At 45.3% G+C, this 18236-nt stretch carries 15 protein-coding genes and 1 tRNA gene; 9 read left to right on the top strand and 7 right to left on the bottom strand.

Annotation, left to right across the window (positions count from 1 at the left end; all coding sequences use genetic code 11):
- The first annotated feature begins 255 nt into the window (after positions 1-255).
- The 4 genes from rimP (at position 256) to ACEPPX_RS03935 (ending at position 6151) form a co-directional block, all read left to right on the top strand.
- The gene (gene rimP / locus ACEPPX_RS03950) at positions 256-687 is read left to right on the top strand and encodes a ribosome maturation factor RimP (protein WP_047759877.1); all 432 of its coding nucleotides are present in this window, start codon (positions 256-258) and stop codon (positions 685-687) included.
- Between the two features lie 29 nt (positions 688-716).
- On the top strand, positions 717-2213 hold the full coding sequence (gene nusA / locus ACEPPX_RS03945; protein WP_416623025.1) for a transcription termination factor NusA: 1497 nt from the start codon (positions 717-719) through the stop codon (positions 2211-2213).
- A gap of 11 nt (positions 2214-2224) precedes the next feature.
- Positions 2225-4960 (top strand): translation initiation factor IF-2, encoded by a 2736-nt coding sequence (gene infB / locus ACEPPX_RS03940; protein ID WP_416623024.1) that lies wholly within the window; start codon positions 2225-2227, stop codon positions 4958-4960.
- A 309-nt stretch (positions 4961-5269) separates the two neighbouring features.
- On the top strand, positions 5270-6151 hold the full coding sequence (locus ACEPPX_RS03935; protein ID WP_416623023.1) for a carbohydrate kinase family protein: 882 nt from the start codon (positions 5270-5272) through the stop codon (positions 6149-6151).
- Positions 6152-6349: 198 nt separating this feature from the next.
- Here the strand turns inward: ACEPPX_RS03935 and ACEPPX_RS03930 are convergent, their stop codons facing one another.
- Both ACEPPX_RS03930 and ACEPPX_RS03925 read right to left on the bottom strand, forming a co-directional pair.
- Complete coding sequence (locus tag ACEPPX_RS03930; protein WP_416623022.1) at positions 6350-6778, bottom strand: TIGR01244 family sulfur transferase; 429 nt, start codon at positions 6776-6778, stop codon at positions 6350-6352.
- Between the two features lie 282 nt (positions 6779-7060).
- Entirely contained in the window at positions 7061-8824 is a 1764-nt protein-coding gene (locus ACEPPX_RS03925; protein ID WP_416623021.1) for a M61 family metallopeptidase, read from the bottom strand.
- Between the two features lie 354 nt (positions 8825-9178).
- Here ACEPPX_RS03925 and ccoN point away from each other — a divergent pair, with 354 nt between their 5' ends.
- The 4 genes from ccoN to ccoP are packed head-to-tail and all read left to right on the top strand — an operon-like array spanning position 9179 to position 12775.
- Positions 9179-10615, top strand: coding sequence for a cytochrome-c oxidase, cbb3-type subunit I (gene ccoN / locus ACEPPX_RS03920; protein ID WP_200900147.1), 1437 nt, complete (start codon positions 9179-9181; stop codon positions 10613-10615).
- 24 nt (positions 10616-10639) lie between these two features.
- A complete protein-coding gene (ccoO, locus tag ACEPPX_RS03915; protein ID WP_416623020.1) occupies positions 10640-11251 on the top strand; it encodes a cytochrome-c oxidase, cbb3-type subunit II in 612 nt (203 codons plus the stop codon).
- Between the two features lie 4 nt (positions 11252-11255).
- The gene (locus ACEPPX_RS03910; protein ID WP_047759869.1) at positions 11256-11444 is read left to right on the top strand and encodes a cbb3-type cytochrome oxidase subunit 3; all 189 of its coding nucleotides are present in this window, start codon (positions 11256-11258) and stop codon (positions 11442-11444) included.
- Complete coding sequence (gene ccoP, locus ACEPPX_RS03905; protein ID WP_416623019.1) at positions 11444-12775, top strand: cytochrome-c oxidase, cbb3-type subunit III; 1332 nt, start codon at positions 11444-11446, stop codon at positions 12773-12775. Before ACEPPX_RS03910 ends, ccoP begins: the two co-directional genes overlap by 1 nt.
- Before the next feature lie 218 nt (positions 12776-12993).
- Here the strand turns inward: ccoP and hisD are convergent, their stop codons facing one another.
- The 5 genes from hisD to ACEPPX_RS03880 form a co-directional block, all read right to left on the bottom strand.
- On the bottom strand, positions 12994-14283 hold the full coding sequence (gene hisD / locus ACEPPX_RS03900; RefSeq protein ID WP_416623018.1) for a histidinol dehydrogenase: 1290 nt from the start codon (positions 14281-14283) through the stop codon (positions 12994-12996).
- A 22-nt stretch (positions 14284-14305) separates the two neighbouring features.
- Positions 14306-15265 carry an NYN domain-containing protein gene (locus ACEPPX_RS03895; protein ID WP_416623017.1) on the bottom strand — a complete coding sequence of 320 codons (960 nt, stop codon included), beginning with the start codon at positions 15263-15265 and terminating at the stop codon, positions 14306-14308.
- 61 nt (positions 15266-15326) lie between these two features.
- Entirely contained in the window at positions 15327-16319 is a 993-nt protein-coding gene (locus tag ACEPPX_RS03890) for a right-handed parallel beta-helix repeat-containing protein (RefSeq protein ID WP_416623016.1), read from the bottom strand.
- A 77-nt stretch (positions 16320-16396) separates the two neighbouring features.
- On the bottom strand, positions 16397-17047 hold the full coding sequence (gene hisG / locus ACEPPX_RS03885) for an ATP phosphoribosyltransferase (RefSeq protein WP_416623015.1): 651 nt from the start codon (positions 17045-17047) through the stop codon (positions 16397-16399).
- 130 nt (positions 17048-17177) lie between these two features.
- Positions 17178-17813 (bottom strand): SCO family protein, encoded by a 636-nt coding sequence (locus ACEPPX_RS03880; protein ID WP_416623014.1) that lies wholly within the window; start codon positions 17811-17813, stop codon positions 17178-17180.
- A gap of 217 nt (positions 17814-18030) precedes the next feature.
- On the opposite strand from ACEPPX_RS03880, the gene ACEPPX_RS03875 reads away from it, so the two are divergent.
- A tRNA-Leu gene (locus ACEPPX_RS03875) sits at positions 18031-18115 on the top strand.
- The last annotated feature ends 121 nt before the right edge of the window (positions 18116-18236 follow it).

The raw sequence follows: 18236 nt of genomic DNA, 5'->3' as shown, positions 1-18236 counted from the left end.
ATTAAAAAGGGAGTTTAACTGATTGAGGAGTAAAAACCGATAATAAAGTATAAATTTGTTTTCAGTTGTATTAGAAGGCTCGAAGCCGTCTGAAAACTGCTTTATGGTTTGTATGGGTTTTCAGGCGGCCTGCTTGCTTCGAAGGCTTGTATGATAAAAGCTTTTCTTTTAAAGATAAGCAGGTTATAATAAAGAAATTTTTCAATTTTCAAGAAAAATGGCCGATCGGCCATTTTTTTGTTTCCGTGGAGTAAAATGGATATTCAAACCATTCTGGATAAAACCCTGCCCGGTTTGGGCTACGAACTGGTCGACTTCGAGCTTACCGCTCAGGGCGACCTGCGTGTTTTTATTGATAAAGAAGGCGGTATTACCGTTGAAGATTGTGCGACGGCCAGTAACCACCTCAGCCGCCTTTTTATGGTGGAAGATATAGATTACAAGCGTTTGGAAGTATCTAGTCCGGGGCTGGACCGCCCGTTGAAAAAGGCTGCTGATTTCGTGCGTTTTGCAGGTCAGCAGGCAAAAATCAAAACGCGTCTGCCGATAGAAGGGCAAAAAAACTTCATCGGCCGCATCGAAGGTTGTGAAAACGATACCGTACGTATTACATTCGACGGAAAGACCGCCGATATTGAAATCAGCAATATCGACAAAGCCCGTCTGCGTCCCGAATTCAAATTTTAAAAATAGCAGATTGAGATTGGAGAACCATTATGAGTCGTGAAATGCTGCAGCTGGCCGAGGCATTGGCCAGCGAAAAAAACGTGGATACCGAAGTTGTTTTTAAGGCGCTTGAGTTCGCCCTGAGTACCGCCGCCAAGAAAAAGGCGGATAGAGAGCACATGGATGTGCGCGTGGAAATCAACCGCGATAACGGCGAATACCGTACTTTCCGCCGTTGGCTGATTGTTGCCGATGAAGATTATACTTATCCGGATGTTGAAAAAACCATTGAAGAAATTCAAGAGGAAATCCCGGGAACTACTATCCAAATCGGCGAGTATTACGAAGAACAGTTGGAAAACGAAGGTTTTGGCCGACAAGCCGCCCAAACCGCCAAGCAAATTATTTTGCAACGTATCCGTGATGCGGAGCGCGAGCAGATTTTGGAAGACTTCTTGGCCCGTAAAGAAGATATCGTTATGGGTGTGGTAAAGCGTGTGGAGCGTCATGGCACTATTGTGGAAATCGGCAAACTTGATGCTTTGCTGCCGCGTGACCAAATGATCCCGCGCGAAAATTTCCGCAACGGCGACCGTGTCCGCGCATTATTCTTGCGGGTAGATGAAATCGGTAATACAGGCCGTAAGCAGGTTGTCCTCAGCCGTACTTCACGCGAATTTCTTGTTAAGCTTTTTGAAATGGAAGTTCCTGAGATCGAAGACGGTTTGTTGGAAATCAAAGAAGCGGCACGTGATCCCGGCCAGCGCGCTAAAATCGCCGTGAAAGCCAATGATGTGCGTATCGATCCTCAGGGTACTTGTATCGGTGTGCGCGGTTCTCGTGTGAATGCCGTGACCAACGAGTTGGCCGGCGAGCGAATCGATGTGGTGTTGTGGTCTCCTGAAACCGCTCAATTTGTGATCAATGCGCTTTCGCCGGCGGAAGTAAGCCGAATCGTGATTGATGAAGACAAACATGCGGTAGATGTGATTGTTGCCGAAGACCAATTGGCGTTGGCCATCGGTCGTGGCGGCCAAAACGTACGCCTTGCTGCGGATTTGACCGGCTGGCAGCTGAATATTATGACTGTAGCTGAAGCCGAAGAACGGAACGAGGCTGAAAATACGGCTATCCGCAACCTCTTTATCCAACATTTGAATGTAGATGAAGAGACTGCCGATGTTTTGGTGGAAGAGGGTTTTGCTACTTTGGAAGAAGTTGCATACGTACCGGTCAGCGAAATGCTGGAAATCGAAGGTTTTGACGAAGCTATCGTGGAAACGCTGCGTAACCGCGCCCGTGATGCCATTCTTACTTTGGCGATCGCATCAGAAGAAAAATTGGAAGATGTGGCGGAGGACATGAAAACTCTAGACGGTATCGACCAAGATATGTTGCGTGATCTGGCACAGGCCGGCATTACTAATCGTGATGATTTGGCCGAGTTGTCGGTAGATGAGCTGATTGAGATTACCGGCGTTAGCGAAGAGGAAGCCAAAAAAGTAATTTTGGCAGCCCGCGCTCACTGGTTTAATGAAGAAAACTAAGGGGGTAAAGTATGAGTAACAATACCGTAGAACAATTTGCCGCCGAACTTAAACGCCCGGTTGAAGATTTATTGAAACAGCTTCAAGAAGCTGGAGTAGCCAAAACTTCTGGTAGTGACAGTATTACTTCGGAAGACAAACAGCTTCTGCTTGCTTATTTGAAAAAATCACATGGCAGCGAAAGCGGCACCATCAGTGTGGGACGTAAAAAGGCGGAGGTCAGCAATATCGGCGGCGTACAAGTTGAAACTCGGCGTCGAGAACGCAAGATCCGCGTACCTTCGGCAGAAGAGTTGGCAGCCGAAGCAAAGGCTAAAGCTGCTGCAGAAGCCGCTGCCCGTGCCGAGGAAGAAGCCCGTCAAGCCGAGCTGAAAAAGGCTGCCGAAGAGGCCGAGCGGATTGCGGCAGAAAAAGCCGCTGCCCAACAAGCTGAGGCTGATAAAGCAGCCAAACAGCAAGAGGAAAAAGCTCCTGCGGCAGAAACAGTGGAAACACCGAAAGGTAAAAACAAACCTGTTCCGAAAGCAAAAGTACAGCCGGTACCCAAACCGGTGGAGGTGATTAGTGCCGAAGAGCAGGCTGCACGTGAAGAAGAAGCGCGCCGCGCCGCAGCTTTACGTGCCCATCAAGAAGCTTTGCTACGTGAAAAACAAGAGCGTCAAGCACGCCGTGAAGCTGTGAAACTACAAGCCCAACAGGAAGCCAAAGCAGCTAAAGAGGCTAAAAATACCGAGCCTCGCTCTGCCAAGCCGACTGAAAAGAAACCGTTGGCAACTGCTGCCGCTGCCATTCCCGCAGCTCCGGCACGTGCTAAAAAAGAGGACCGTTACAGCCAGGACGATAAAGAGACACGTCCGCGCGGCGGTAAAGGTAAAGGCCGTGACCGCAATGCGAACCGTGAAGAAGAGCGTGCGCGTGGCGGTAAAAAAGGTAAAAAACAACTTAAGTTGGAGCCGAACCAACACGCTTTCCAAGCACCTACCGAGCCTGTAGTGCATGAGGTATTGGTACCTGAAACCATTACCGTGGCCGAGTTGGCGCACAAAATGGCCGTCAAAGCGGTTGAAGTGATCAAAGTGCTAATGAAAATGGGCATGATGGTAACCATCAACCAGGCATTGGATCAGGATACTGCCTTGATTGTAGTGGAAGAGATGGGGCATATCGGTAAAGCTGCGGCAGCAGATGATCCGGAAGCTTTCTTGGAAAACAGTGAGGGTGAAGCTGCACACGAAGTACAGCACCGCCCGCCCGTTGTAACGGTGATGGGCCACGTTGACCATGGTAAAACTTCGTTGCTCGACTATATCCGCCGTGCCAAAGTGGTACAAGGAGAAGCGGGTGGCATTACCCAACATATCGGTGCTTATCATGTGGAAACCCCTCGTGGTGTTATTACTTTCCTAGATACACCCGGACATGAGGCATTTACCGCCATGCGTGCCCGAGGTGCAAAGGCTACCGATATCGTAATTTTGGTGGTGGCTGCCGATGACGGTGTTATGCCGCAGACCATCGAGGCGATAGCCCACTCTAAAGCAGCGGGTGTACCGATTGTTGTCGCGGTAAATAAAATTGATAAAGATACTGCCAATCCTGAGCGTATCCGCCAAGAGTTGACCGCGCATGAGGTAGTGCCGGACGAATGGGGCGGTGATGTACAGTTTGTCGATGTATCGGCTAAAAAAGGCCTTAATATTGATGCATTGCTTGAGGCGGTATTGCTTGAAGCAGAAGTATTAGAGCTGTCGGCCCCTGTGGATGCGCCGGCTAAAGGTATCATCGTAGAGGCACGCTTGGACAAAGGCCGCGGCGCGGTTGCAACCTTGTTAGTGCAAAGTGGTACATTACGTAAAGGCGATATGCTTCTAGCAGGTACTGCTTTCGGCAAAATCCGCGCGATGATGGATGAAAACGGTAATCCTATTGAAGAGGCCGGACCATCTATTCCGGTGGAGATTCTCGGTTTGTCGGATGTGCCTAATGCCGGTGAGGATGCCATGGTATTGGCTGATGAGAAAAAAGCACGTGAAATTGCTTTGTTCCGCCAAGGCAAGTACCGTGATGTTCGCTTGGCCAAGCAGCAGGCAGCGAAGTTGGAAAATATGTTCAACAATATGGGCGAGAATCAAACCCAATCGTTGTCAGTTATTATCAAGGCCGATGTACAGGGTTCTTACGAGGCATTGGCCGGTAGCCTGAAAAAACTGTCGAATGATGAAGTAAAAGTAAACGTATTGCACAGCGGCGTAGGCGGTATTACCGAATCCGATGTCAATCTGGCTATTGCCTCCGGTGCATTCATTATCGGCTTTAATGTGCGCGCTGATGGTTCTGCCCGTAAATTGGCTGAAAATGAAAATGTGGAAATCCGTTACTACAATATCATTTACGATGCCATTGATGATGTGAAGGCAGCTATGAGCGGTATGTTGGCGCCGGAAGAGAAAGAGAATGTTATTGGTACGGTAGAAATCCGCCAAGTAATCAGCGTATCTAAAGTCGGCAATATTGCGGGCTGTATGGTAACTGACGGTATGGTGAAACGTGATTCCCACGTACGCTTGATCCGCAATAACGTGGTTATCCATACCGGAGAGTTGGCTTCTTTGAAACGTTATAAAGACGATGTAAAAGAAGTGAAGATGGGCTTCGAGTGCGGCTTAATGCTGAAAAATTACAACGACATTATGGAAGGCGACCAGCTGGAAGTATTTGAAATCGTAGAAGTAGCGCGTTCGTTATAACTAGCGTTTCTTTTGAAAGGCCGTCTGAACTTTTAGTATTCTACAAATTTAAGAATACTAAAAGTTCAGACGGCCTTTTTATAGAAAATTTATGGCGAATAAATTTTTTAGCCGGCATAACATATTCTATTTTTACTTGATGGTTGGATAATCTTGTCATAGGCATAATTGCTGTTTATGATAAAGCTTTAATATATCAATTAAAAAAACTTAACAGCTCAAATTTGAGAATAAGCAGGCGGCAACAGCTGTAAAGCTATTTCGAATTTCGGCAGCAAACCTCAAATTAATCGCTTAAGGAAAATATTTATGAAAATTACCGGTTTCGGCGAAGTGCTTTGGGACGATTTCCCTGATGGCAAGGTATTGGGAGGCGCTCCGCTTAATGTGGCGGTACGGTTGCGCGCACTCGGTGCTGATGCAGCGATTATCAGCCGTCGCGGTGATGATGAAAATGGTGAAGAGATTATTCGTTGCATTCGGGAGAAAAATGTTTCAACCGAGTGGATTCAGGTTGATGATATACAGGCTACCGGTCTGGTAAAGGTGATGCTAGATGACAAAAATTCCGCATCCTATGACATTGTTTACCCTTGTGCCTGGGATCGTATCCAAATTGAAGAAGCGGCTATAGAGCGTGTGGCCGAATCAGATGCTTTTATTTATGGCAGCTTGGCCGTGCGCGATGAAGTTTCCCTAAATACGCTTGATCGTCTGCTTAAAGAGGCTAAATATAAGATTTTTGATGTAAATCTGAGAGCACCACATTATCAGACGGAACGTGTGTTGAACTTGATGGAACAATCTGATTTTATCAAGCTAAATGATGATGAATTGTATGAATTAGCTGAAAAATTAGGCTCTCCCTATCATAGTTTGGAACAAAATATCCTCTTCTTGGCTGGGCTGACTAATACGGAAAGTATTTGTGTGACTTTAGGTAATCATGGTGCAGTATTATACCGTTATGGTGAAATGTATCATTACAGCGGTTTCCGGGTAAAAGTTGCAGATACTGTAGGTGCCGGGGATAGTTTTTTGGCAGGTTTGGTTTTTCAACTACTCAAGCAGGTACCACCGCAAGAGGCTCTTACTTTCGCCTGCGCATTGGGCGCTTTGGTTGCGGCACGCCATGGCGCAACGCCCGATATCGCTTTGCAAGAAATTGAAAGCTTTATAAATCCTGCCTAAATTTGTAGCCGTTAACTATAGGTAGATATATCTGCTGAAATTATATAGGCCGTCTGAAAATACAGTACAAATAGTTTAGTATGTTGATATGGTTAAATATAAAAATGCCGTCTGTAGATGATTTTCAGACGGCATTTTAGTTTCTGATTGAAGAAGTAGAATCAACCGGATTTTGTAGAATGCTTATAACTATGATATTTAACGGGAAAGGTTGTTTAGCCGTTCACTAAAATTACTTAAGTCGACACCTACCGAGCGTGCGGCTTCTAGAATTTCGTTTGAATCTTTACCTTTTTCAGCTTGGGTGTAGGCCCATAATAAAGTACTGCGTGTACCGGTACGGCAGTAGGCCAAAACAGGGGCTGGGTGCTGTTGGCGGAGAGAATCGAATTTCGCTGCGTCTTCCGTATTAATAGCTGGTGCCGTAACCGGTTGGTGAACATGATGTCGGATGCCGGCAGTATCTAGCCATTGGCAAATTGTGTTGAAGGAGGGTTGGTTTTCTTCTTCTCCGTCGGGACGGTTGCAGATAACGGTTTGGATGCCGAGCTCTGTAGCTTTTTGGATATCTTCCTCGGAAAGCTGCGGAGCTATATAAAGATTGTCATCAAGTTTGTGGATACTCATGGTTTACTCCTTTGTTTTAGGCGGTTACAGATGATTTTGGGTTCGGTAACTAATCAAAAAATTATAACTTGGCTGCTGAGCTATTTGGCTGGGCAACTGGTAATGTACAAATAAAGATTTTGCTCCGACGATATTGAAAGCATCAGAAGCCTTTTATGATGTTAGCAGATGGAGCGGATATTTGATGTTTTAATATATTAAAATTAACCGATGCCGTCTGAAAAGTTTTCAGACGGCATCGGTATATATTTTGCGTATTCAACAATGTTTGCTTATTGGTATTTATACGGTGATGTTTGAGAAAAGCCAGCGGTAAGCTGTTTCTCGATCAGTTATGTTCAGCAAAGCGGTGTCACAATCGGCTTGCTGCACAGTCATTAAGGTTTCATGTAAAACGCCGTGGCGGAAATAATGTAGTTTGGCGGTCTCGCCAATTGCCAGCGAAGACCATTGTTTGTCGAAATCAGTACAGGCAAACCCGTTAAGCGCAATGATACGGTCTTGAGGGCAGAGTGCGGTGGATTCGGCACTACCTCCGTTAAAGACGTGGGTTAGAGTGATGTTGTCGGCATTTTGTTTGTAACGGGCACCGAAATCAGTAGCAGGAAGTATTGTTTCCGGCTGGGCTTCAATAAAGTCGCCTCCATGACTGCGGGGGAGGGCTTGCCACTGTAGATGGATACCTACCGAAGCCAAACAGGTTTCTAAGGGCAGATCTTCAGTTGAATATAAGGCCGTCTGAAAAAAATCTTGCAGGTTAAGGCCGGTAATTTCTTGGCAGCGGGTTTGCCAATGCTGTTCAGGAATCCCCGTGCGTGTGTGGCACCAGTCTTGGTAAAGTATTTGCATTACATTATCAAGACTGTATCGGTTGTTACTTTCTTTGCGTATGAGCAAGTCCAAGCACAAAGCGGCCAAGGCTCCTTTTTGATAATAGCTGACAATAGCATTCGGGCTGTTTTCGTCTTGCTTGTAGTACTTATTCCACGCGGTAAAGCTGGATTCTGCCAAGGTCTGTTTCAGACGGCCTTTACCCTGCTGAACCCGTGTGATGTTTTTAGCTAGAAGTTTTAAGTAAGCCTCCGGGCTGATAACGCCGCTGCGCACTAAAAATAAATCATCGTAGTAAGAGGTAATACCTTCGAATGCCCAAAGCTGCTCGGTGTAGCTTTCGCTATCAAGTTGGTAAGGAAGAAAAGCTGCCGGCTTGATGGATTTGACATTCCATGCGTGAAAATACTCATGGCTGAACAATCCGAGTAGTTGGATGTAGTCATCATTGGGAAGTGCCGTATTTGCTTGAGGCAGGGACTTTCTATCGGCCAGTAGGGCGGTGCTGCTGATATGTTCCAGGCCACCATAAATGTTGTTTCCCAAATGCAATAGGAAAAGATACTCGTTAAAGGGAACGGGTTTCCCAAACATATTCAATTGTGCCGTACAGATTTTCTGTATGTCGTTTAGCAATCGTGTGCGGTCAAAGTCGGCATAATGTCCGCTCAGTGCGATTCGGTGATTGATGCCGGCTGCCTCGAAATCTAAAAATTCCAGCTCGCCTATTTCAAAAGGATGATCGATTAATTCGGCATAGGAGCCGGCTTGGAAAACATGGGAGTCTTTAGCCGGCAGAGTGGTAGCCGTTTGCCAGTTTTGAGGTAAACCGCATAATTCGATTTGGTGTGGAAGATGTTCGTAATTCGGTGAGTAGAGAAATAGACAGGCACCATCAAAAAATGCCCGCTCCGAAGTCAGATAAGCACCGCGGACAGATAAATCATAGGCGTAAACGGTGTAGCAAATTTGCCACTTTCCTGAGCGGGCTTCGGTTTCCCAGTGATTTTTAGTAATTTGGGTGATCTTGGCAGGTTTGCTATCGCAAAATGCTTCAATCTGAATGATATGGCGCGAAAAATCACGGATCAGGTAGCTGCCAGGTACCCAGTTGGGTAGTTTTAGTTGTAAAGGAGTGTTATCGCAATGTGTAACGGTGAGGCGGATTTGCCATTGGTGCGCAGTCGGGTTGGCAGTTAAATGATAGTGCAACATGGAGCGAAATCTCTAAATGTTAAGTTTTGTAGGGCGAAGTGGAGCACGCTTGATTTGTGTCAAGAAACATTGTCCGGCTAACCTATAATCTTACAAAATCTGACCAAAGGCAACTTGTTAGCATCGTAAAGATTACGGTTCTATACGGATTTGACTTGGTACAACACAGGTTTTGCTTTAGAATATCTCAGTTAAGCTTCTGCTGGCTGTACCTTCTAGGGCTGTCGGTGGTGTTAAATTAAGAAAAATCGGGTATATCTTTGCGCGTTTTTGTCGGGCATTGTTCCGTTCAGAGGCCGCCTAGGCGAAACCGATAGTATATTATTAGTAAAGCCATGTTTAATGGAGACCCTCATGGAAACGCAAACTTATAACTACAAGGTGGTGCGCCAGTTCGCCATCATGACTGTAGTTTGGGGTATCGTGGGCATGCTGGTGGGTGTGATTATTGCAGCCCAGCTGTTTGCTCCTTCCCTAAATTTGGCGGAAGTCGGCCCGTGGTTCCACTTCGGCCGCTTACGTCCGCTGCATACTAATGCGGTTATTTTTGCATTTGGCGGTTGCGGTCTGTTTGCCACATCTTATTATGTTGTGCAGCGCACCTGTAATGTCCGCCTTTTCGGCGGTAATATCCTGCCTGCCATTACATTCTGGGGTTGGCAGCTGGTTATCGTGTTGGCGGCCATTACTTTACCGTTGGGCCTTACGCAAGGTAAAGAGTATGCCGAATTGGAATGGCCGATTGATATTTTGATTGCTTTGGTTTGGGTAACCTATGCAGTTGTATTCTTCGGTACTATTGCAACACGTAAAATCAAACACATTTATGTGGCAAACTGGTTCTATGGCGCGTTTATCTTGGCGGTAGCCTTATTGCATATTGTTAATAACCTGAGCGTTCCAGCCGGTCTGATGAAGTCATATCCGATTTATTCGGGTGCGATTGATGCCATGGTTCAATGGTGGTACGGGCATAATGCGGTAGGTTTCTTCCTGACAGCAGCCTTCTTGGGCATGATGTATTACTTCGTTCCCAAACAAGCTGGGCGCCCGGTTTATTCTTACCGTTTGTCTGTTGTGCACTTCTGGGCTTTGATTTTTACCTACATGTGGGCAGGTCCGCATCATTTGCACTACACCGCATTGCCGGATTGGACTCAATCTTTAGGTATGGTTTTGTCGTTGATTTTGTTCGCACCTTCTTGGGGGGGGATGATCAACGGTATTATGACTCTCTCCGGTGCATGGCATAAATTACGTACCGATCCGATTTTGAAATTCTTGGTAGTATCACTTTCGTTCTATGGTATGTCGACTTTCGAAGGTCCAATGATGTCGATTAAAACCGTTAACGCATTGAGCCACTATACCGACTGGACCGTAGGTCACGTTCATTCCGGCGCTTTGGGATGGGTAGGTTTTATTACTATCGGTTCCATCTATTATCTGATTCCCCGCTTGTGGGGCAAAAAAGAAATGTACAGCACCAAGCTGATTGAAGCGCATTTCTGGATCGCAACTATCGGTGTAGTGTTGTATATCGCCTCTATGTGGATTTCAGGTGTTATGCAAGGCCTGATGTGGGGGGCTTTAAATGATGATGGTACGCTGACTTATTCTTTCGTTGAAGCTGTAAAAGGCAGTATGCCTTTCTATATGATCCGTTTCTTCGGCGGCTTGCTGTATTTGAGCGGTATGGTTCTGATGGCTTATAACGTTTACCGCACTGTAGTAAGCGGAAAAGCCGTAGATGCGGAAATTCCTGCGGTTTCCCAAACACAGCATCATTAAAAACCTGAAAGATAGGCTACTAAAATGAAATTACAACAACTAGCTGAAGAAAAAGTCGGGTTCCTGATCGTGTTTACCTTCTTGGTAATCAGTGTAGGTTTCCTGATTGAAATCGTACCATTGTTTTTTACTAAATCCGTAACCGAGCCTGCGCCGGGGGTAAAGCCTTATAGCGCGTTGCAGGTAGCTGGCCGTGACATTTATGTACGTGAAGGTTGTTATAACTGTCACTCACAAATGATCCGTCCCTTCCGTGCGGAAACCGAGCGTTACGGTCATTATTCCGTTGGCGGAGAATCGGTTTATGACCGTCCTTTCCAGTGGGGTTCTAAGCGTACAGGTCCGGATTTGGCCCGTGTAGGTGGCCGCTATTCTGACGAATGGCACCGTATCCATCTGTTGAATCCGCGTGATGTTGTGCCGGAGTCTAATATGCCTGCCTTCCCATGGCTTGCACGTAATGCGGTGAATCCTGAAACCGCTGTACGTAATATGAAAGCCCTACGTGCAGCAGGAACGCCTTACAGCGATGCAGACATTGAAAAAGTACCTCAAGAACTTGCTAATAAGTCTGAATTGGATGCCGTCATCGCTTACCTGCAAGGCTTGGGTTTGGCATTGAAAAACGTAAGGTAACATCATGGATATTAATTGGGTGCGTTCCCTCTTTACAGTTTGGGTTTTTATCAGCTTCTTATTGGTTCTCTATATTGTATTGAACCGACGGAACAAGCAAAACTATAACGATGCGGCAGATAGCATTATTAATGATGATGATTTACCGCATGAGGAAACCACCCGATTACCCCGTGATAACGGAGCAAAATAATGAACACAACCTCACAATTTACCAGTAATTTCTGGAATATATACATTGCAGCGATTGTTGTGCTCAGCTTTGTCGGTTTGGCTTGGCTGTTGCTGTCGCAAAATAAAACCAAAGCACCGCCTAAGGGTGAAGATGTTAAAACAATGGGACACTCATGGGATGGTATTGAGGAATATAACAATCCTCTGCCCCGTTGGTGGTTTTATCTTTTCATTCTGACGATGGTTTTTGGTGCCGGTTATTTGGCACTTTATCCTGGTTTGGGTGATTACAAGGGTTTCCTTAATTGGACTAGCCACAACCAGTATGAAAAAGAAGTTAGTCAAGCTAATGAGCAATATGGCAAGATTTATGCCAAATTTGCCAATATGCCGATTGAGCAGGCTGCAAAAGACCCTCAAGCACAACGTATTGGTAAAAACCTGTTTGATACCTACTGTATTCAATGTCATGGTTCTGATGCCAAAGGTTCTAAAGGTTTCCCGAACTTAACCGACCACGATTGGTTATGGGGGGGAGAGCCGGATAAAATCCGTGAAACTATTGAAAAAGGCCGTGTAGGTGTGATGGCTGCATGGGGTCCGGTGTTAGGTGAGGAACGTGTGAAAGATGTGGCGAATTATGTGATGTCTTTATCCAAACCTAAAGGCCAGTATGACGAAGAACGTGCCGCCCGTGGTAATCTGTTGTTTCACGGCGGTCCAGCAAACTGCTTTACTTGCCATGGCGATAAAGGTCAGGGTATCCAAGGCTTGGGTCCGAATTTAACGGATGATGTGTGGCTGTGGGGCGGTACTCAGAAAGCAATTATCGAAACCATTACTAACGGTCGTCATAACCAAATGCCGGCATGGGCAAACTTCTTGGATAATGACAAATTACATATTATGACTGCTTATGTTTGGGGTTTGTCTAATAAAGATGGTAAAGTTCCGGCGGTTGAGGCTAAACCTGCAGAGCCTGCTGTTACCAATACTGCTCCTGCTGAGTCGAATGATACCGCACGTGTTTCTTTGGAAAATGGCGTTGCAAAATTCTACTTTGCAACAGGTAAAAATGAAGTTGCAGCCGATGCGGTGACCGTTGCTGAAGAATTGGTAAAAGCCGGAAAAGATGGCAAAAAGCTGATTATTAGTGGTTTTGCAGATAGTACGGGTGATGCGGCTTCTAACGAAGAGCTATCTAAGAAACGTGCTCAAGCAGTTCAGGCTTTCCTCGAAGCTCAAGGTGTGGATGCTAAAAATATTGAGTTACGCAAACCTGAAAATACCACCGGAGCACAGGGCGATGCCGCTGAAGGCCGCCGTGTTGAGGTAAAGATTGAAGGCTAACCAGGTGATACGTACTTAATTTGAAAAAACTACCCGCTATTATAATAAATAGCGGGTAGTTTTTATTTGGGTCGGATTAGTATGATATTGTAGCCAATGATTTAGAAAAGACAGGCAATCGTGGTGAGCGTTAATTTCAGATGGGATTAAAAGTGTTTATAAAAAAACCGAGTAATCGAATACATAATTACTCGGTTTTTTTATTTGTTGATGCTTAGTTATTTTAGGCGGAATTCAGCTGCACGCGCATGGGCAGTTAACATTTCACCGTGGGCTAAAGTACTGGCAATTTTTCCGAGCTTTTGAGCGCCTGTCTCCGATACTTGGATCAGGCTGCTGCGCTTTTGAAAATCATAAGTGCCCAAAGGTGAGGAGAAGCGTGCGGTTCTGCTTGTAGGTAAAACATGGTTAGGTCCGGCGCAATAGTCGCCAAGGCTTTCACTGGTATATTTTCCCATGAAAATAGCTCCGGCATGGCGGATTTTAGCGGCCCATACATCTGGGTTTTCTACAGATAATTCCAGGTGTTCGGGGGCAATATAATTGGCGATTTCACATGCTTCGTTTAAATCTTTTGCAAGAATGAATGCGCCCCTATTTGTTAGTGATGATTCAATAATAGTGCGGCGGGGCATTTCTGCGATTAGACGGTTCATGGATGCTTGAACATTGTCAAGGTATGGCTGCGAAGTAGAGATTAAGATGGCTTGGGCAATTTCATCATGCTCGGCTTGGCTAAATAAATCCATAGCCACCCAATCGGCAGGTGTGCTGCCATCGGCAATAACCAGAATTTCGGAAGGGCCCGCTACCATATCAATGCCGACGACCCCGAATACACGGCGCTTTGCGGCGGCCACAAATGCATTGCCCGGGCCGGTAATTTTGTCTACTTGCGGGATGCTTTCAGTCCCATATGCTAATGCCGCTACAGCTTGTGCTCCGCCTACAGTGAAAACCTTGGTGACGCCCGCAATATAGGCGGCAGCCAATACAATATCATTGCGTTCACCTTTGGGGGTCGGTACAACCATAATAATTTCCGGTACGCCGGCAACATGTGCGGGCATAGCATTCATAATAACCGAGCTGGGATAGGCGGCTTTGCCTCCGGGAACGTAAATGCCGACACGATCCAAAGGTGTAATTTGCTGTCCGAGTAATGTTCCATCTTCATCAGTATATTGCCACGAGTTCATTTTTTGATGCCGGTGGTATTTTTCAACGCGTTCGGCAGCAGTTTTTAAGGCCGTCTGAACTTCTATAGGTAAGCGCTCAAAAGCCTGTTGGAGATCTTTTTGGCTTAAGCTAAGGTCTGCCATGGTTTTGGCGGAAGTACCATCGAAACGGTTGGTGTATTCGATTACAGCCGTATCGCCGCGTGTTTGTACATCAGTGCATATATCGGCTACGATTTGATCAATTTTCGGATCTTGGGCAGTTTCAAAAGCAAGAAGGGCTTTGAGTTCATCTTGAAAATTAGGAGATTGGGTATTTAAGTGTTTCATAAAAGCAGGCTCTAGAAGTATGTTACATCATAGTTTTAACATTGCGGATATATTCTTTGCCTTCATGGCTGTAAATTTCTACCCATGTCGGCAAAATGTTGCGTACTGCTTGAGATACGGTTTTTTGACCTAGAGTTTTGGGGTTGAAATCTGGGTCAAGCTGACGGATTCGGCTGCATACATTGTTGAGTTCCGTGCCTGTACCGTTATCTGTTTGCGATTCAATAATTTCCTGTACTAAGCGGATAAAACGGCGGTAGCTTTGTCGACGGATATAAACTGTTGTATTACCTATGGTTTTTATGTCAATTTTAGGCAGTGTACGAACTAAATCAGAGAATTTACCGAAACCGTAGCTGCGGTGGTCGAAATCGGGATTGGTTTTACCTATATAGCTACGCAGACTGCCTAGTTGTACCCAACCATTATCATCTGCGGTTTCTTTAATGGCACGATAGATAATTTCTTCGGCATTGGCAGGTTGCTCGGCATGCTTGAGTTCGGTTGTTGTTTGTGTGACGGTTTTCTCGGTATTGGTTGCTTGTGCGGCAGCCAATAGATTTTCAGTGTAAATGAAAGTATCGCAGGCTTTTCGGAATGATTCGGGTGTTTTCTTTTCGCCGAAACCATATACGGTTACACCGTTTTCACGGATACGAGATGCGAGGCGGGTGAAGTCACTATCACTGGAAACGATACAAAAACCATCAAAAGTTTTGCTGTAAAGTAAATCCATGGCATCAATCACTAACGCCATGTCGGTTGCATTTTTGCCTTTGGTGTAAGCAAATTGCTGAACAGGAATAATAGCATGCGGTAGCAGGGCTTCTTTCCATTTGTTTAGACCGCTGCTCCAATCTCCATAAATACGTTTTACGCTGGCGATACCATATTTGGCAATTTCTGCCAATAGGGGGGCGATAATGTCGGCCGAGGCGTTATCCGCATCAATTAAAACAGCTAATTTTTTTTCGGTTAGCAAAGTGGTTTTCCTATCAGTTTAAGTATGGTGATATTGCTTAGAGTACAGTTTGTTTTATGTTTTACCACACTGTTTGGTTGCCACTGATACGGTTGTTTTGTCCATGGTCGCGTATCATTATTTGAGGTTGTAAGCGATAAATCCGGTTGTTGGAAACGGTATTGTTATCGGCAAAATCAGCATTATTGGCACTACTGCCGAATGAGTAGCCCGCATCTGCTTGACAGTAGTTTCGCTTGCCGTTACGAGCTCCTAACCAAATCGAAGGCAAGCTGCCTTTATATTTCCTATAAAAAAATGTATTGTTTCTAATAATGTTTTCAGACGGCGTTTGATGGCGTATGGTGCCGCCTTCGCCACAATTGCGGTACAGGTATATACCGCCTTTATTTAAGGATGAAAAGCGGTTGTTTTGAAAAGTATTGCGTGCAGAGCCATCAATGGCAATCAACTCCCGGGCAGTTTTGCTGTCGACGGTATTGCGGATGAAAGTATTATTTGCACTTTCTGCGTCTAAATAAACGGCTACGCTATTGCTTCTGCCACTGATATGACTATCGGAAACGGTAATTTGCGTCACTCCCGGGGCAATATATAAAGGTATGCGTCCATGGCCGTTAATAATTAAATTTTCTAACCGAATATTACGAGGAGCTGCTTGTTGTGCACGTTGGGTATGATCATTTTGAAGAGAAGAGGTACGTAATAATCCCCCCTCTCCGTTGGCAGCCATACCTTGAATCCGTATGGAACCCTCTATCCGGCAATTGCGCAAAGTAATATTTTGCGGTGCCTGCCATTGCCCTTTTTGTTGGATTGAACGAATAAGCACACTATCGATTTTGCCTGACTTTCCGGAATCGATGGTTGCTCCGTTGCAATCGAAAGTAATACCGCTGGCTTGATTGCCACTGAAAATCAGACGTTTGCCGATGCGGGCGGTTGCAGGCAGGGTGGCGGAACAGCGAACTTCAATACTGTTGTTTTCGCTGTCGGTAGGAGTCAAAATATCTGCAAGCTGGGAATTACTGCACATAGTAGTTTGGGTTGCCATTACGGCAGACCAAGGAAAATACAATAATACTGGCAGTATGGTTCGGTAACGGCGGTACATATTCATTTTGATGTTATTTAGGCGCTTATTGCGCCGGCAAAGGCATCAATAATGGGCTGGATAGTAGAGTATTTAACCTTTAATGCAGCTTTATTTACGACGAGGCGGCTGGAGATGTCGGCAATGTGTTCTACGGCCTCCAAGTTGTTAGCCTTGAGTGTACTTCCGGTAGATACCAAATCAACAATCGCATCACTTAATCCTACTAATGGAGCCAATTCCATTGAGCCATAGAGTTTGATGATATCGACGTGTACACCTTTCCCTGCAAAATGTTCGGCAGCGATATCAGGATATTTTGTTGCCACACGCAAACGGCTTCCCGGTTGTGATGCCGCGGCGTAATTGAAGCCTTTGCGTACGGCAACCATCATACGGCATTTGGCAATTTGTAAATCAAGCGGCTGATATAGCCCATCTCCGCCGTGTTCGATTAGAACATCTTTGCCTGCGATACCGAAGTCGGCGGCACCATATTGAACGTAGGTAGGCACGTCGGAGGCGCGGACAATGACCAAGCGTACATCAGGTAGATTGGTGCCGATAATTAATTTTCTTGAACTGCCGGGTTCTTCTTCGGGTTTGATTCCTGCAGCTGCCAATAAGGGCAAAGTTTCATCAAAAATACGCCCTTTGGAAAGGGCAATGGTCAGACCTGTTTCAGACATAGGTATTCCGGATATAAATGCCGTCTGAAAGAACAAAAGGTTCTGTTTTGTTCCCATGCGGCTTTCAATTTTTCAAAATATGTATTCTATAACAAAACCCGCCAAATAGGCGGGTTGCGGTAGGTAATGTTTAGAGCAAAGTTTTAATATCATCGGCGATTTGTGCTGCTGTACTGCCGTATGGTGCAAAAATAGCTACTTCACCGTTCTTATCTAATAAATAAGTACCAGCCGAGTGATCAACTAAATATACTTTTTCAGATTGTTGATTTGCTTTTGCGGAAACAACTTGATATTGCTGTTTGATAAGGGGCAGGCTTTGATCACCGGTAACGGTTAGTCCGATAAAGTCAGGATGAAACTGTTTGACATATTTACCGATTAATTCGGGGGTGTCGCGCTCCGGGTCAACGCTGGCAAATACAACAGATACATCTTTAGCTGATTCCCCCAATTGCTCGATAGTATCTTTGTAAGTTAATAATTCGGTAGGGCATATGTCAGGGCAGTGTGTGTAACCAAAAGACAAAATGACCACTTTGCCTTTTAATTTACTTAATTGAAAGAGATTGCCGTTACCGTCAGTCATGGTGAAGTCACCACCAATATTTTGATTGCGTATATCAGTACCATGCAGTTTGGTTGCCTGTGTTGCGGATGCTGCTGTATCAGAGGATGCAGGGGTAGTGGTGGCAGATTGTTGAGGCTGGCATGCACATAGTAAGGCGATAAGGCTGCCAGAGAAAAGCAGGTATGGATATTTCATGATCGGACTCCATTGGTAACGGTATTATATTAATATATTTTCTACCTTATGGTGATATTTGTTTTCCATTATAAATATAGATAGAAATGTTTGTGATTATGGGGGGATTTGAATTTAATTTTTATTGCTTTCAATATGTTAAAAAAATTTTCAAAAATAATTAATAAAATTGGTTTACAAGATAAAAAACACTGATATAATGCTGACTTCTTCACCAGCCCAGGTGGCGAAATTGGTAGACGCAGGGGACTCAAAATCCCCCGCCGAAAGGTGTGTCGGTTCGAGTCCGACCCTGGGCACCACACTGAAAAAACAGCAGCCTTTTAGGTTGCTTTTTTTACGTCTTATATTATCCAATAACGTCCACAAGATTTAATCAGGGCAAGGCTTTCAGCCGGTTTACCCATTCCCTCGTCACCGATT

The sequence above is a fragment of the Neisseria sp. S1 genome (genome assembly GCF_048060015.1).
Lineage (GTDB): Bacteria > Pseudomonadota > Gammaproteobacteria > Burkholderiales > Neisseriaceae > Neisseria > Neisseria arctica.
Note: the sequence above shows the minus strand (reverse complement) of the source record. Positions and strands in the feature narration are given on the sequence as shown.

Excerpts from the sequence above, each read along its gene's own strand:
- ACEPPX_RS03935 (WP_416623023.1), top strand. The coding sequence starts at position 5,270 with ATGAAAATTACCGGTTTCGGCGAAGTGCTTTGGGACGATTTCCCTGAT.
- ACEPPX_RS03930 (WP_416623022.1), bottom strand. The coding sequence starts at position 6,778 with ATGAGTATCCACAAACTTGATGACAATCTTTATATAGCTCCGCAGCTT.
- ACEPPX_RS03910 (WP_047759869.1), top strand. The coding sequence starts at position 11,256 with ATGGATATTAATTGGGTGCGTTCCCTCTTTACAGTTTGGGTTTTTATC.
- rimP (WP_047759877.1), top strand. The coding sequence starts at position 256 with ATGGATATTCAAACCATTCTGGATAAAACCCTGCCCGGTTTGGGCTAC.
- infB (WP_416623024.1), top strand. The coding sequence starts at position 2,225 with ATGAGTAACAATACCGTAGAACAATTTGCCGCCGAACTTAAACGCCCG.
- nusA (WP_416623025.1), top strand. The coding sequence starts at position 717 with ATGAGTCGTGAAATGCTGCAGCTGGCCGAGGCATTGGCCAGCGAAAAA.
- hisD (WP_416623018.1), bottom strand. The coding sequence starts at position 14,283 with ATGAAACACTTAAATACCCAATCTCCTAATTTTCAAGATGAACTCAAA.
- ACEPPX_RS03890 (WP_416623016.1), bottom strand. The coding sequence starts at position 16,319 with ATGGCAACCCAAACTACTATGTGCAGTAATTCCCAGCTTGCAGATATT.
- ACEPPX_RS03925 (WP_416623021.1), bottom strand. The coding sequence starts at position 8,824 with ATGTTGCACTATCATTTAACTGCCAACCCGACTGCGCACCAATGGCAA.
- ACEPPX_RS03880 (WP_416623014.1), bottom strand. The coding sequence starts at position 17,813 with ATGAAATATCCATACCTGCTTTTCTCTGGCAGCCTTATCGCCTTACTA.
- ccoP (WP_416623019.1), top strand. The coding sequence starts at position 11,444 with ATGAACACAACCTCACAATTTACCAGTAATTTCTGGAATATATACATT.
- hisG (WP_416623015.1), bottom strand. The coding sequence starts at position 17,047 with ATGTCTGAAACAGGTCTGACCATTGCCCTTTCCAAAGGGCGTATTTTT.
- ccoN (WP_200900147.1), top strand. The coding sequence starts at position 9,179 with ATGGAAACGCAAACTTATAACTACAAGGTGGTGCGCCAGTTCGCCATC.
- ccoO (WP_416623020.1), top strand. The coding sequence starts at position 10,640 with ATGAAATTACAACAACTAGCTGAAGAAAAAGTCGGGTTCCTGATCGTG.